The sequence below is a fragment of the Nostoc sp. CmiVER01 genome (assembly GCF_034531135.2).
Classification (GTDB): Bacteria; Cyanobacteriota; Cyanobacteriia; order Cyanobacteriales; family Nostocaceae; genus Nostoc.
Map to the genome: position 1 here is coordinate 61504 of NZ_JAVRBU020000002.1, position 14393 is coordinate 75896.

A 14393-nucleotide genomic window follows, 5' to 3' on the forward strand; every position below is an offset into this window, starting at 1 on the left:
AAACATTAGACAATTTGCCCTGCGGTAGATGTAAATCATGGGTAATTTTTGGTAAAAGATAGATATAATATTTCTCCCTAATTACCATGACACAACAGTTGACAAACCATGCTTCATTGTGGGTTGAGCGACTGGGACGATTTGGCTATGTTTCTAAGGGAGTAGTTTACGGTATAGTTGGACTACTGGCAGCACAGGCAGCTTCTGGCAGGGGTGGTAAAACAACTGATACCCAAGGCGCTCTCCAAACAATTGTCAACCAGCCATTTGGTAAATTTTTGCTAGCTTTAGTTGCAATTGGCTTGATTGGATACGTAATCTGGCGTTTTGTACAGGCAATTAAAGACCCAGAAAATAAAGGGAATGATGCCAAAGGTTTGGCAGCGCGAATTGGTTACGCAGTTAATGGCTTGATTTATGGAAGTTTAGCCTTAAGTGCTGTGAAAATCGTTATGGGTACAGGTAGCGGTAAAAATAGTAGTGATTCTACTGAAGATTCGACAGCACGTTTGCTTTCTCAACCCTTTGGTGAATGGTTAGTTGGAACTGTGGGGGTGTTTGTAATTGCTCTAGGTTTCTATCAGTTTTATCAAGCTTTTAGTGGCAAATTTCGTAAAGAACTCAATTTAACTGAGTTAAGCAACACACAAGCCCAATGGGTAATGAGGATTTCCGGATTTGGTTTAGCGGCACGGGGTATAGTATTTTGTATTATCGGTTGGTTTTTAATTGAAGCCGCAAGGCAATCGAACGCCGCTACCGCCGAAGGTTTAGATGAAGTATTACAGACACTAGCGCAACAGCCTAACGGAGCATGGCTTTTGGGTATTGTGGCACTAGGTTTAGTTGCCTATGGAATTTACACAATAATACAGGCGCGGTATCGTCGGTTAGTCAATGTTTAGATAGTGCAGTGCCGAGAATTTCAATTTATCAAATAGAATTCAGGAGTCAGGAGTCAGAATTCAGAATGAATTCTTTACGATTGGTGGACGAATAATCGGGTTTAAAACCCCTACAAAATAAGAAAATTTGGCCCACTAATTGATTCTGACTACTGAATTGTGACTCCTGAATTCTTCTTCAAATAAATGGCAATAATAGAAACCCGTGGTATTTGGCTGACGACTACTGATAGTAAGGTTCTCAGGTCAAAGGAACGCATTGCCGAGGCGATGGATTTCCTTGCTGAAACTGGATTTAATGTGGTGTTTCCCGTTGTTTGGAATAAGGCAGTAACTTTATATCCTAGTCAAACAATGCAGCAGACATTTGGAGTCGAAATTGACCATCTGTCTGTAGGTCGTGACCCTTTAGAAGAGGTGATAATTGAGGCGCGGCGAGTTGGGTTAAAAGTTATTCCTTGGTTTGAATATGGCTTTGCAAGTTCCTACAATTTGAATGGTGGTGTACTCTTACAAAAAAAACCGGAATGGACTGCGCGCGATTGTAACGGCAACTTACTAAAGAAAAACGGCTTTGAGTGGTTGAATGCACTCGACTCACAGGTGCAGGAATTCTTTTTGAACTTGGTGCTGGAAGTTGTAAAGAATTATGATGTGGATGGTGTTCAAGGAGACGATCGCTTCCCTGCATTCCCCTGTGAAGGAGGCTATGATGAGGGAACTGTCAACCGTTATCGCCAGCAATTCGATCGCAATCCGCCACAGAACCCCAAGGATAGACAATGGTTACAGTGGCGTGCAGATATTCTCACTGATTTCTTGGCGCGTCTCTACCGGGAAGTGAAAGCAGTTAATCCTAATTTATTAGTAGCGATCGCACCTAATATTCATGATTGGGCATTCCAGGAATATCTGCAAGACTCACCCGCATGGCTGAAGCGGGAAATAGTTGATATGATTCAGCCGCAGATTTATCGCCGTGACTTTAGGAGTTATCAGGCGATCGCTGATAAACTAGTAAACCAGCAGTTCACAGATGCGACACTGCCTAAGTTAGCGCCAGGAATACTGATGAAACTTGGCTCTTACTGCATTAGTCCAGAATATCTGGTGCAGGCAATTGAATACAATCGTCAACTTGGAATTCAAGGAGAGGTATTCTTTTTTTACGAAGGTTTGCGCGAAAATAACAATACCCTAGCTAAAGTTTTGCGAGATGGCCCTTATGCTAAGTCTGCATCATTTCCCACTTTGTCAGATTTGAGTGCGGGTGGTGTAAGTAACAGCAAGACATCTTCAATTTGGCAAGGAGTAGCAAGGTTTTTGAGAAATCTTTAGCTATAAATGCAATAAGCTTTATACTCTACCCAATAACATGATTCGTGATAATTTTTGCTGTATAAAACTAATACTAATTTCAAATTAACAAAGTCAGATTGAATCTGGGTTTTCGAGAGGTAATTGAAAATATTTTTTATTAGATTGGAAACAATTAATGATAATCTTTTAACACTAACTTAATAATTCAATTATTTATAAATTAGAACACTCCCACTATGATATTTTTGTTGAATCTGAGTTAAGCAACAAACCAGAATTTATATCTTTCTTAACTGATACTCAAGGTAATATTATTAGTCTTACCTTTCCTCTAGAACCAACTGCTAAAGAGATTTTATTTACCCGTATACCTGCAAGCACATCTCGTTAATTTGGATATTACTGTAACGCTTATGCTAGTACTACCATAATATTTGGGGGCTATGGAAAAATTGAACCTATAAAGTAACTTACAGATGCAACAGGTAATTGAAACTCTCAAACAAGATTTACCGACACTTTTTGAAAAAGATATTTCCTATGACATTTATACAGACGATATCTATTTTAAAGACCCAGTAAATACATTCAAATACAAATTTAACTATCGGATTATATTTTGGACTTTGCGATTTCACGCTCGGCTATTTTTTACCCAAATTTACTTTGATGTACATGAGGTCTATCAGTCAGCCGAAGATACGATTTTAGCCAAATGGACAGTGCGAGGAGTGTTGCGCGTTCCCTGGAAAGCTGGTTTGCTTTTTAATGGCTATTCAACATATAAACTCAACCAAGATAATTTGATATACGAGCATATCGACACTTGGGATCGTAAACCTGGGGAGATTTTACGGCAGTTTTGGCAAAGGGGAGGAGAGAGCTAATTTAGATACAATGAAAAATTTGGTTTACCGCCATGCCCAAGCGACTAAAACAAAACTCTGACCACCCACACCGACATCATACTCCTACTATAGATAATGAAGCGATACCTTCGGTGGGCTTCGCCTACACTAAATACATAGACAGGCTTTATTAACTCCAGTAGTTTTTGCTCAACAAAAATATTATAAGCAGTTAGGATTACGAGATAAATAAATTCTTGCAGTGCAGGGCTAGTGGAAATATAAAGATTACAAGATATTAGGTATGGGTTGAAAGGGTTCAACTCCGTCCTGCTTAACTTTTGCTGCCAAGCATGGTGGTTGGACTAATTTTTTGCGAAATCAAAGAACAAAAGTTCTTTGTTTAAGCAAGGTATAGTAAAAGTTTTTAGAGCTTGAGTTAAACTTAAGCTTATATGGTGTTCTATTTGGTAAGTCTAGTATTGACTAATAACCGTACACAGTCCTAATATTGCGACATTAGTTTGTGAATGGTTATGTCGAAGACTCACAACACCAATTAGTGAAAGAGCGACATTAATGTGTGAACGGCGACATCTAATTTGTAAATGTACAACAACTCCACTTATCGCTCACTACTTATAAACTTTAAAGTGGCTCAGGTCGGAGTTGAACCAACGACCCCAGGCTTATGAGTCCCAAAATAAAGCCAACTATATCAAGAGCTTCAGCTCCAGGTATCTTATTTCATAGTCAGGTAATAGTCAACACCTCTTTTATGATCTTATTATATTAAGTGATTATTGACACTAAAGTTTTCACTGGCTAAAGTTGATACAGTCTCCAAGCAATAAATAACTCTTGGGTTGATTGTGATTAAGTTCACGCCCCTTGCGTTATTGCCAATAGACTTAGTGTGTTGTGGTATCTGAGGAAACTACAGCCACAGATTTACTTGGGCAGATTACTAAAATCAAGCATCAATAGATTCTTATCTCCTAAGAGTCTAGTTAAATGTTCTTCACCCACAACTTATATATGGAAAGTAATAATAATGGTCAGTCAGTTTTAGGAGCATTGATTTTATTTGTACTAGTGATTGGATTACTTAAAGGTTGTAGTGGGGATGGTAGGTTTCAGTACAGATATGACGCTTGCATGGAGGGTTCTATTAAACCCACTGCCGTATTTAAAGCTATATTTGTCTGTTTGTGGGTTTAATAATTTAGTGTTACCTCGCATAACTAAAATATGAATGAACTAAATAACAATGACAAAAAAAAGGCAGGCAAGGCAATTGGAAGTATAGCTTTATTAATTGCTATTATCTTTGTATCGAAGAATTATCAAGACTACCAAAACAGAGAGGAAATACGTAAGGTTTGTAACCAAATGAAAGTAGCTAGCCAAGAGTGGGAAAGAATAAGACGGCATAATGTGGGCCCGTTAGAAGCAATGAAATCTGGTAAACCAATATTAATATATAATGGCTTAGACTGCGACCAGATAAAATAGATTAGTAAATTTTAGTAAAAAAATAGTTGAATCTATTTCTAAAATTAAGTATTTCAAGCTTCTGTTTTATTAAACTAACTTTTAAAATAAAAGAGGTTATAAAAGTGAAATCAGATGATAGAACTGCGAATTTAGTTTCATTTTCTTTATATTATTTGATTGCTTTATCCCTTATTACCTCATTCAAGTATCATTTTTCTGTAGGTTTGTTTTCATTTCTGATATGTTATATGTTAATTTCAATTTTCTACAACTCTATTATGGGATTTTTAGCAGGTACTCCAATAGGGGTAAATAATACTACACCTATAATAAAAAATGACACAAATCTTTATATTTTTGTTGTTAGGGCTTGCTTGTTGTGGGTAGTATTAAATATTTTATATGTATTAGGGTTACAATTACATTTTAGTATTATGTTTTATTTTGGAGATGTTTTGGGATCATTTTTGATTTTAATTATATATTTATCACCTATATATTTACTTCCAAGGTACGGCAAAAATATATAAAGTAAAAAGCTTATTAAGCAGCCCTCAACATTGAAGACTCAGGTACTTCCTGTTCCTCCTCCCATAGCAAGTCATTACCATAGAAAGTACTGTTGCTTTCTCTTCTCTTCCAAGCATAAGCAGCCAAAGCCAAAGCCATCACACAATCAGTAGCCAGACCTTTGTCATCCAATTTATAAAACCTTAACTCAGTCTTGAGTTGCTTTAACCTATCCTGCTCATCATAAGGAATTACCAACTTACCTTTCTCTACAACTCCTGCTAAATTAGAAAGCATAAAAGTTTTATGGTTATGTTTATTATTCTTGGCAGGTTTCTTAGTAGAGTTAATAGGGGTGCAGCGTAATAAATCTTCAGGGGCTAATTCCTTATCTATAGCTTCTTTAAGGTACTGACCTGCTAATGCGGTGGCATCATAATATAAGTCTCCTGGGAACTGAGCTAACCTGCGTTTGATTCTTTCAATAGTTCCATTCTGGTCAAATAGTGGAGTCTTAGAAATTCTTTCAAAGGCTACTACTCTCAACTCTCTATCAATAAATTGAAGTGTAGTTAATACAGTTGAGTCACCATTAGTATCACCAGCTACATCAACTCCAGTAAAGAATAAAGAAGTGGGGCCTCCTTTAGGTAAGTAAGGATAATTAATACTAGTTCCATTTTCAGGTAAACAGAAGCCTGTAAGTGGGTCATCAAAGGGGAAGAAGCAACTATGCTTTTCTCCTTTTTCAATGGCTACATCTAAATAAGAACCTGCAAAGAATGTACTACCATAGTTAGCAAACTTACCATAAACCTCTTCTCTAATCTGAGCCTGGGTCATGTTGACCATGTTGGCTTGGATAGTTTCAGGAGGATTAACAGGGTTATCAAACTGAGAAAACTCTGCAATCACAACTGAATTATCTTTTTTAAGTTTACGTTCTTTAAACTCAGCCCATAACTTTCTAAAATAGATAGCTCCTTGACCAGCAGTATCTCCTTCTCCTTGAGGTGTACTTATAAAATACTTGCGTCCACTTACCTCAGTACCACGTACATTAAGTATCTTCATACGTAAGTGTTCTAAAGCATACTCAGAAGCTGACTCATCTAATGTGGCTACATCTAAATAGAAACCTAGAATAAATCTTCCTCGTTGAACAGTAGCCTGAAACCAAATAATACTATTTAAACAGGTTTCTATAAAAGGTTGCTGCCCATCAGAGATATGTTTAATGAACCCTATACTCGTCAAGAAGGGGCTATCTTGTACTAGGTTGATGATTTCATCCTTAACTAACTTTGCCTGCTTTAGGGAAGGTGCACAGTTAATAGATTGAAATCTCTTACCATAGTCATTATAAAAGACAGAAGTAATAGGGCGCTTTCTATAAAATAAAAACCATAAGTGCATAAGAGCAGTAACAAAAGTCTTCCCACTTCTACTACCTGCCTTTAATATTCCTTCTTGAGAATTAATAGATTGCCTTAACCATTGTCTTTGCTTGGGGTGGCCCTTAACTAACTGACCTGTTTCAGGGTGGATTCTTTCAATCTCATTTAAATATAAGTTTACCTTATTTCCTAAAAAATATTTAACAAATAATACAGGGTCATTTGCTCCAGCTAGAAACTGTTGTCTTAATGTTTCTGACTTTAATATACCTTCTAAATCTGATGGGATAGCACTCATTAGTCATCCTCCCCTAACTCATATTCAACTTCTACATCAGCAGGTTTCAAAGCCAGTAGGTCATCTAATTTAGCTTCAGGATTAGCAGATAAATAACCCCTAACCATATCTTGAATTAGCATTACAGGGTCTATACTTATTTGGTCATATAAAGATTTAAGGATAGCTTCATTCTCATTGCGATCGCGTAATTCTTTTCTAGTTTTTAGAGTGGAATTAATCTGAGCTTGGTGAGATTGAATAACTTTAGATATATCAGTAATAGCCTTACTTAATCCATTGATATTATTGGCAGCTACTTCTAGTTCTCTAGCAGTAGAACCAGTGGCAGAAGCATTTGCCACTACTGCTGTGTTATACCTTTCTATAATATCTGACTGATGTTCAATTAGCCTACTAAGCATAGCATCACTAAGCATTAGGCTATCATCTATCAAAGTTTCTTTGTTATAGTCACTAGCTAATAGTTCCTTTCTCTCTTTATTTGTTAATGATTTAATAGCTCTCATGTCTTGATATTTAGTTAACTTAGAATTTAAACCATGAGTAATCTTAGCTTTAGCTGCTTTACCACCATGAGCTGCACAACATTTGTAGCCAAGCATTATATTATTTTTACATTGAGTGCCATCTTTCTTAACTACAGAACATCTAATAGGTTCCTCTCTCTTACCTGATAGATATCTATGTTTATATACTGCACTCTCTTTATATGAAGACAAAAAATATATCCTCCAATTATGTAGATAACTAAAGGATATCATATTAAAACATACATAAATAGGATTATTACAGGTCTGATTTACTAGCCATACGTATTTTAATTTCTTTGACATCTAGCTGAATAGTTTCTAGTTTAGAAAGTATTTTATTATGAGCTTCATCTGTGTCAGCTTCTATTATTATAAGAGTTTTTTTAATGTCTTCTGAGTTAGAATTAATAGCTTTAATAAAATGCTCCTGGGTAGTCAAGTAAGACCTTATCTCTGGTACTACGTGTTTACCTATTGTTTGGCTTAATCTTTTAGCTAAAAAGAATATACCTATTCCTACAAGTGATAAAGTAATTAAAACAGTTAGAGCATTACTAGTAATAGAATTCTTACTTATTTCATAAATATCTTGTTGGATATCATGTTTATTAATCTTTTGAGTTTCTATTATCTTATTTAATTTTTCTATACCAGGTTGCGAACCTGCTTTTTCTGCTGTTAAAAATTGCTCGGTGTACATAGATGTAGGTATTGGAATATTAATCAAGTGTGTGCATCTGATTCTTATTTAAGAATCAAGTTGGCTGGTTAATGCAGCCAACTTAGTTTGTACACTTTTAAACTCTTCTAAGAAACCAAGTTCTTCTGGAGTACCTGAGATAGTAGTTAAAGGTTCAATTTTATAAACTTCTCCCTTTTCATCTCTATATTCTTTCTGCATTAGTAACTCTAATTTAGCATCTAGAATGTTACCATTCTGTATGTCACCTTGATATCTCCAAACAACAGTGTAAGGAGTTAAGGTAATGTTAATCGAGTTACTAGCTTTGACAGATTTGTTAGGCATATTAATTATATATTATTAAAGTTTATTTAATTGGTATTCTATAAGGACAGTTGGATTGATTGCATTAGGGGCATTACCTACTTTAACAAATGATAAGAAATACTTTCCAGTTGTTAGTAATATGATATTTAAATCTCCACTAGTTTTAGTAATATTACCAGTAGCTTCTAAAGAGTCTCCTGCTATTAAATCTATAGATGTTAATACATTAGATATATCTCTAATTTCTAATTTCCAGTAGTTAACAGAAGTTAAAGTCCCTGTAGTATTAAAGTTGATAGAAGCTTTAAGTAAATAATTATTAGATAGGTTGCCTATAGGATAAGGGATGTTACCACTGCTACTAGAAACAGTTCCTATTACACCACCAATAATAATTGTTTGACCTAAGTTTAAAGAAACCTGTCTTTGTAAAGTATATCTACTTAACCAAAGATTTTTAGTATCATCATAAGACCAACCATTACAAGGCTGGTCTAAGTATTGAGTAATAGCCATTTAATTTACCAAGTAGAAAGTGCAGTACGTTTCCATGTATTAGCATTAGTACAAAAATAAATGTAGTTAGCATCAATTCTTATCTCTCCTGCTGTTCCAGTATCAGTTGCTGAAGTAGGAGCTGTATTCAAAGCAGATAACCTAAATTGAGTTCCGGTAATAACCCCAGTTCCACTAATGTTTGCTGTAGAAGTAGTACCACCAAAAAAATAAAAACCTTGACTAGTACTAGGTACACTTAACCAAAAAGTACCCCCGCTTACTCCTATTCCATAGTCAACGTTTGTTGCATTAACATTAGGGTAAAATACAAATTTTGTTCCTGGACTTCTAGTATTATAAGTAGGGTTACCTAATCCTGTATTAGGAGTGAGATAAGCTGTTGCTTGGACGGTAGAGCCAGCAGTAATAGCTCCACCAACACCCATACCCCCAGCAGTAACTAAACTTCCTGTAGTTGTGGAGCTTGATGCAGTACTATTAGTTATGTTAACTACATTAGAAAAAGTTTTAGCACCTGAAACAGTTTGAGTTCCGGCTAGATTAACATTAGAAGCATTTAAGGTATCTACTTCAGAACTTAAATAAACAACTGGAGTAGAACTAGTAGTATTAGTTTTTACAGTTCCATAAGCTGTACTTGTAGCAGGGCTAGAGCTACCCCCACTACCGCTATCTACAATTACATTACCATTAGCATCAACAGGTACTACAGTTTGGGCATAGGTTCCATCAGGTAATTTATAAGTACCACCTACCCCAGTTTGAGCAGCTATTATTTGGTCAGCATACTGTCCATTAGGTAAAGCAATTTTAGTCATATTTAAATAAATTTATTAATATTTATTATTAAGTTAATTAAGTTTATTGTGTAAGCATATTAAGGTGCAACTTCTTGTACAATAACACTTGAAGTATATGCACCACCACTTTGAAACTTTATGTTAGCTCCAACTGAACTGGCTCTAATTAAATAAGTAGTAGGGAAAATACTAGTAATAGCCGTTTTGCAGTTTATTGAAATTGGGGGACAATATGTTGTTGTAAATCTTCCACTTTCAATATTACTGGTGTAAACATAAGCAGAAGTTGTATTATTATAAATCCCAATACCAGCAAGATAAATGTTATCACTGGTAGCACTACTACTCTTTACAATGCCATTAAGGAGAATATAAAAGTAAAGACTATTAGTTATACTAGTAGGTGTAATAGTTACACTTAATCCTGTATTAGTAAGAGTACCATTAGTTATTATTGCTTCTGTACTATACTCTGCGTAGACTGCTTGTATTAACTTTCCACTACCACCTAAAGCTAAGATATCCCAATCAACACTACCTAAAGAAGGTACTTGTGTGGTGGTTTTATTAGCTCTATAACTAGACCCTAAATAACTAACAGCTAAGTTCTTTCTATAAGTTTTAGTACTAGACCAATTTCCTTCCCATATTACTGATAAACCATTTACATTAATAGTGTCATTAGTAACTTTATCTGGAGTTAATTCTATTGCCATTTTATTAACCTGCTAATTCCATAAGAGTTATTGAACATAAAGCTGATTGTGCTAATTGAAAGTTGGTGCCACCTAATTGAACTTGAATGGTATAACTTCTGCTATTAGTATTAGTTGAACTTACTCTTAAGTTAATGGCTACTGACTCAGGGTAAGCATCTGCTCTTCTACCTACATTCAAAGCTTGAATAGGATTAGCCGAACCATCACTAGCAGAAACTCTAAGATTAAAATAATTACTTGCAGAACTTGTACTTTTTACTACGTTAAATGTTCCAGTTATTTGAATAACAGAACTTGCAGAAAGAGGAGTTATTGTAGCAGAAAGATTAGTACTATACCAAGTACTACTTGCAGTACCCCCTACTCCTAAATTACTATCAAAAGCAACGTTAGTAGTATGTACTGTTTGTAAAACTACTCCACCTCCTCCACTACCAGCAGAGCTTTGAGGAGTCCAACCATCATTAGTTGAATTCCATGTTAGTACTTGTCCATTAGTAGGTGCATTGGAAATAATTACTCTACCCTGCAACTTGTTAGCATTCCATTGAGCAGTGTCTTTACCTACTTGAGAAGCAGTTACAGAGTGTGGATTAGAAGTATTTGATGTGTGACTTGTTAGATTACTTGAGGGAGCTGCGCCTAAAGCAGTTAAAGCATCAGAGGCCGTAGTAGATCCTGTACCTCCCTTGCTAACAGGTAATGTTCCTCCAAGGTTTCCTAAAGTTAAATTAGCTTCAGTTACATCAATGTCTACTTCATTATTTGCACCATCATTATTGACTGTTAACTTATTTGAGCCAGCATTAATGTTTTTAAATTCTAAGTTGGCTCCAGTCTTTTGTTTAAATACACCAACTCCACCCGTACCTACATTAGATGCAGTGTTAGTTTCACCTGAACCTCCACCACTACTAACAGTTTGGTTAGTCCATTTAGAAGTTGTAGAGTTGTAAGCTAATACTTGACCATTGTTAGGGCTAGTAAGCTGTACATTATTTAGTTGGTCTAAAGCAACATTACTATTACCTTGGGCTAATAACTCCCAATCTGTAGCAGTATTAGAAGGTGTTTGAGTAGTGGTTTTATTAGCTCTATAGCTAGAACCATTATAAAAAACTCCTTGATTCTTTCTATAAACTTTATCATTAGCCCAATTACCAGCCCATAAAACTGAGACTCCTACACAAGACATTAGCTTAAAGCCTCCGCATCAATATAGATTTCAGTATTAGGCTCTGTACCAGTTATCTCAATTCTGTAAGCTGTAGTGTTAGCTAATGAGTATCTTTTAACAATATTGTTATCTGTAACTGGAATACCTATTACCTCATAAGATAAACCTACTAATGCTTTGAAAGTGTAGGTAATGTTTGCAGAGGCAGTTATCTCTATGTTTAACTCTCTATAACCACTATTAGGAATAGACTGACCAATATAAGTCTGAGCTTGTAGAAGTGTTGGGATAGCAAAGTCTGTGTTGTCTAATTTCTTAGAGAAGATAGCTACAGTGTCTGACATATCTACTCCATAATCAACTAGGTAAGAGATAGTAAATTGACCTGCTGATGTCCATGCACCATTGGTAGCTTGCTTCTCCCTTAATGCTTCTCTATCTTCTAACTTGTACTTTCTATCAATTGCTTTTAGCTCAATAGCTGTAAGCCTTTTCTGGTCTTGTAGATTAATATCTCTATCTTCTTCTCTACCAATTTGAGCTAACTTAGCATTCTTTTCAGCCTCAATAATTGCTAACTTTTCTTCTAAAGTATCTTTACAACAACTCTTTGAAGCTCCACTACCTATAAGGTCTACAACATCTTTCTGAGTCCAGAATTGAGCAGCAGTTAATGTAGCTAACTTATTAATAGTAATGTAAGCTTTTAAATGTAGAAAATAATCTGTTTGAGCTTTTTCTATTAATTCCCTATCTCTAGTAATAGAAGTTCCAGAAGCAGAATCATACTTAACTACAGGGTCATTTACATAATAGTATTTGACACCAAAGCCTATAAGATTCCATGCATCAATAACATCAGCTTGTAATGAAGTTATAGCACCACTAGATAGGGTAGCTTGTATATCTATTAAACCTTTAGATTGTAAATCTGATACTACTGTAAGGGTTAATAAGTTACATCTATTATTGTCAAGAATAGTGGTAGCAGTATCATTTAAAACTGAGCGTAAATAATTATTAAAAAAGTCATTCCAAACAATTGATACTGACATATATATTTATTAAGTTATTCTATCAGGGAATCTTTTTATATAATTTATAATAGTGTTTTTAGATAAACCTTGAAGTCCACTAACAGTAGCAGGAGTGTACTGTTGATAAGTCATACTAGACCCAGTTACTCTGACATTAACGTTATTATTAAAAGTCTGAGCTACCTGTTGATAAACTTCTAAAAGGTTAACTAAAAGTAGTCCTGAATCACTATATTGATAGTAATTGTTTATTGCTACAAAAGTTTTAGAAGAGCCTACATGAAACAAATAACTTATATTAAAAGGATTTTGTCTAGGTCTACCCCAAGAACTTGCAGGTAAATTATTAGGGTACCAGTATTGGGTATTTATATGGGTTGTTAATACTTCTTTATCAAATAACTCAAGTACAGAAGTGCTTGGAGAACTTAATGAAATTGAGTTAAATTTATTAGTGATAGCAGCAGTATCAGCTACATATCCTGGTATGAAATATGCAGGGTAATCAGTACTTTGTAAAGTGCAGGTGGCATTATCTATATTTATAGTTACAGCTCCAGCAGTCTGTAAAGTCTGTTGAAAACCACCTGTGTTGTATGTTATTGCTGGTACGTATACTAATCCAGAGAACTGATTAGTTATAGAAGAGGTTAGTAAATCTCTTTCTAATGCTTTATACCTTTCTAAATCTGCAAACATAATATTTTATAGGAGGGAATTAAACCCTCCATTCAATTAGCTTTATACGTTAGGAGCAGTATAGTTAGTAGCATTCAATTGAAGTACAGCAGCAGCACCACGGTGATTAGGAGCAAATCCCCAACCATCTGTCATATTTGTGTTTTCTAAAGCAAAGGTAGACTTAACATCTACTTGCAGTCCAGCTAGTGAAGCTACTTGAGGTTGGCGGCTAAGTAAAGGTGTGCGGTTAGGCCCCCCATCAGTAGCAATACACAAGGCATATCCAACTGGAACTACTGGAGTTTTGATAATAGGAACATTGGAAATGAAACCAATCAGACCTTCAAATGGGCTTAGTTGACGTTGACGCTCACCATTAACTGTACCTGTAGCAATCTGAATGTTACGTCCTATTTGACCTTCCGCAGCTACAAATCCTGTTAGCAATTCCAGAGAGTAATCATAATCAGATACCCAAATCTCTAACTGACGGAAACCATGATGGCGAACCTTGTCAATCAGCTTTGTACGGACTTCATTTAAGGTAGGAGCATTAGCAGTGGCAACAGCAGAGTAATGTTGTAGATCCCCAGGTACAAAGTTATAACCACGGATAGAAGGTGAAGCTACAGAAGTATTACTGTTGTAGAAAGGTAAAGAGGTGGTTTGATATTTGTTGAGGCTATCAACTATTACGCGGTTAGTATTATTAAAGATTGCTTGGCGTAAGCTAGAGAACCTAGACTTTTGGAAGCTGGTAAGTTTAGCTTGTACATAACCCGCAATCTCATCTGCTGTCATTAGTTGTACAGCACGGCTGGTTAACTGAAGTGCAGTAAAGTATTCTTGGAAAGGAATTTCTTGAACATAATCCCAAACTGTCTCCCGTGAGGTAGGACGAGCTGCCTCTGTATAAACTTCTAGGTCTTCTCCATCATAATACTTAACAATCTTCTGAGGAGTTGTAACAATCTCTACTAAGGAACCTAAAAAGGTATCATTTACAGTACCATAGTACATCATGTCCATTTCTAATTCACGGACAATACTTACTACAGAGATGTTATCAATTGTTATTAACTCCGAATCATTAGAATTTAATTCACCAAAATAGGTGGTATTGTAAGTCATATATTTTTTTAA

The 14393-nt window shown here is 35.5% G+C and carries 15 protein-coding genes; 4 read left to right on the forward strand and 11 right to left on the reverse strand.

The window, feature by feature from the left end; translation table 11 throughout:
* The first annotated feature begins 86 nt into the window (after positions 1–86).
* From RMZ43_RS02880 to RMZ43_RS02895, 4 genes are all read left to right on the forward strand, one after another.
* On the forward strand, positions 87–905 hold the full coding sequence (locus RMZ43_RS02880) for a DUF1206 domain-containing protein (protein ID WP_322654716.1): 819 nt from the start codon (positions 87–89) through the stop codon (positions 903–905).
* Positions 906–1091: 186 nt separating this feature from the next.
* Positions 1092–2243 carry a glycoside hydrolase family 10 protein gene (locus tag RMZ43_RS02885; RefSeq protein WP_322654715.1) on the forward strand — a complete coding sequence of 384 codons (1152 nt, stop codon included), beginning with the start codon at positions 1092–1094 and terminating at the stop codon, positions 2241–2243.
* A 458-nt stretch (positions 2244–2701) separates the two neighbouring features.
* Positions 2702–3112 carry a DUF2358 domain-containing protein gene (locus RMZ43_RS02890; protein ID WP_322654714.1) on the forward strand — a complete coding sequence of 137 codons (411 nt, stop codon included), beginning with the start codon at positions 2702–2704 and terminating at the stop codon, positions 3110–3112.
* A 1212-nt stretch (positions 3113–4324) separates the two neighbouring features.
* Positions 4325–4588 carry a hypothetical protein gene (locus tag RMZ43_RS02895; protein WP_322654713.1) on the forward strand — a complete coding sequence of 88 codons (264 nt, stop codon included), beginning with the start codon at positions 4325–4327 and terminating at the stop codon, positions 4586–4588.
* Positions 4589–5113: 525 nt separating this feature from the next.
* Here RMZ43_RS02895 and RMZ43_RS02900 read toward each other — a convergent pair.
* The 11 genes from RMZ43_RS02900 to RMZ43_RS02950 all read right to left on the reverse strand — a co-directional run bounded on the left by RMZ43_RS02900 (position 5114) and on the right by RMZ43_RS02950 (position 14381).
* Complete coding sequence (locus RMZ43_RS02900; protein ID WP_322654711.1) at positions 5114–6775, reverse strand: hypothetical protein; 1662 nt, start codon at positions 6773–6775, stop codon at positions 5114–5116.
* Positions 6775–7497, reverse strand: coding sequence for a hypothetical protein (locus tag RMZ43_RS02905; RefSeq protein ID WP_322654710.1), 723 nt, complete (start codon positions 7495–7497; stop codon positions 6775–6777). The genes RMZ43_RS02900 and RMZ43_RS02905 overlap by 1 nt, the downstream gene beginning before the upstream one ends.
* Positions 7498–7564: 67 nt before the next feature.
* Complete coding sequence (locus tag RMZ43_RS02910) at positions 7565–8035, reverse strand: hypothetical protein (RefSeq protein WP_428850694.1); 471 nt, start codon at positions 8033–8035, stop codon at positions 7565–7567.
* 21 nt (positions 8036–8056) lie between these two features.
* Positions 8057–8335 carry a hypothetical protein gene (locus RMZ43_RS02915; RefSeq protein WP_322654708.1) on the reverse strand — a complete coding sequence of 93 codons (279 nt, stop codon included), beginning with the start codon at positions 8333–8335 and terminating at the stop codon, positions 8057–8059.
* 15 nt (positions 8336–8350) lie between these two features.
* Positions 8351–8833 carry a hypothetical protein gene (locus RMZ43_RS02920; RefSeq protein ID WP_322654707.1) on the reverse strand — a complete coding sequence of 161 codons (483 nt, stop codon included), beginning with the start codon at positions 8831–8833 and terminating at the stop codon, positions 8351–8353.
* A gap of 5 nt (positions 8834–8838) precedes the next feature.
* Positions 8839–9654: a hypothetical protein gene (locus RMZ43_RS02925; protein ID WP_322654706.1), complete on the reverse strand. Its 816-nt coding sequence runs from the start codon at positions 9652–9654 to the stop codon at positions 8839–8841.
* A gap of 59 nt (positions 9655–9713) precedes the next feature.
* Positions 9714–10352 carry a hypothetical protein gene (locus RMZ43_RS02930; RefSeq protein ID WP_322654705.1) on the reverse strand — a complete coding sequence of 213 codons (639 nt, stop codon included), beginning with the start codon at positions 10350–10352 and terminating at the stop codon, positions 9714–9716.
* A gap of 4 nt (positions 10353–10356) precedes the next feature.
* Positions 10357–11550 carry a hypothetical protein gene (locus RMZ43_RS02935; RefSeq protein WP_322654704.1) on the reverse strand — a complete coding sequence of 398 codons (1194 nt, stop codon included), beginning with the start codon at positions 11548–11550 and terminating at the stop codon, positions 10357–10359.
* The gene (locus tag RMZ43_RS02940; RefSeq protein WP_322654703.1) at positions 11550–12587 is read right to left on the reverse strand and encodes a hypothetical protein; all 1038 of its coding nucleotides are present in this window, start codon (positions 12585–12587) and stop codon (positions 11550–11552) included. Before RMZ43_RS02940 ends, RMZ43_RS02935 begins: the two co-directional genes overlap by 1 nt.
* Before the next feature lie 9 nt (positions 12588–12596).
* Positions 12597–13268, reverse strand: coding sequence for a hypothetical protein (locus RMZ43_RS02945; protein ID WP_322654702.1), 672 nt, complete (start codon positions 13266–13268; stop codon positions 12597–12599).
* A 42-nt stretch (positions 13269–13310) separates the two neighbouring features.
* Positions 13311–14381, reverse strand: a complete 1071-nt coding sequence (locus RMZ43_RS02950; protein WP_322654701.1) for a hypothetical protein — start codon at positions 14379–14381, stop codon at positions 13311–13313.
* Between the last annotated feature and the right edge of the window lie 12 nt (positions 14382–14393).

Bases quoted from the DNA above. Each gene is read 5' to 3' on its own strand.
- RMZ43_RS02940 (WP_322654703.1), bottom strand. From the start codon at position 12,587: ATGTCAGTATCAATTGTTTGGAATGACTTTTTTAATAATTATTTACGC.
- RMZ43_RS02880 (WP_322654716.1), top strand. From the start codon at position 87: ATGACACAACAGTTGACAAACCATGCTTCATTGTGGGTTGAGCGACTG.
- RMZ43_RS02920 (WP_322654707.1), bottom strand. From the start codon at position 8,833: ATGGCTATTACTCAATACTTAGACCAGCCTTGTAATGGTTGGTCTTAT.
- RMZ43_RS02935 (WP_322654704.1), bottom strand. From the start codon at position 11,550: ATGTCTTGTGTAGGAGTCTCAGTTTTATGGGCTGGTAATTGGGCTAAT.
- RMZ43_RS02900 (WP_322654711.1), bottom strand. From the start codon at position 6,775: ATGAGTGCTATCCCATCAGATTTAGAAGGTATATTAAAGTCAGAAACA.
- RMZ43_RS02925 (WP_322654706.1), bottom strand. From the start codon at position 9,654: ATGACTAAAATTGCTTTACCTAATGGACAGTATGCTGACCAAATAATA.
- RMZ43_RS02895 (WP_322654713.1), top strand. From the start codon at position 4,325: ATGAATGAACTAAATAACAATGACAAAAAAAAGGCAGGCAAGGCAATT.
- RMZ43_RS02930 (WP_322654705.1), bottom strand. From the start codon at position 10,352: ATGGCAATAGAATTAACTCCAGATAAAGTTACTAATGACACTATTAAT.
- RMZ43_RS02950 (WP_322654701.1), bottom strand. From the start codon at position 14,381: ATGACTTACAATACCACCTATTTTGGTGAATTAAATTCTAATGATTCG.
- RMZ43_RS02885 (WP_322654715.1), top strand. From the start codon at position 1,092: ATGGCAATAATAGAAACCCGTGGTATTTGGCTGACGACTACTGATAGT.
- RMZ43_RS02915 (WP_322654708.1), bottom strand. From the start codon at position 8,335: ATGCCTAACAAATCTGTCAAAGCTAGTAACTCGATTAACATTACCTTA.
- RMZ43_RS02890 (WP_322654714.1), top strand. From the start codon at position 2,702: ATGCAACAGGTAATTGAAACTCTCAAACAAGATTTACCGACACTTTTT.
- RMZ43_RS02945 (WP_322654702.1), bottom strand. From the start codon at position 13,268: ATGTTTGCAGATTTAGAAAGGTATAAAGCATTAGAAAGAGATTTACTA.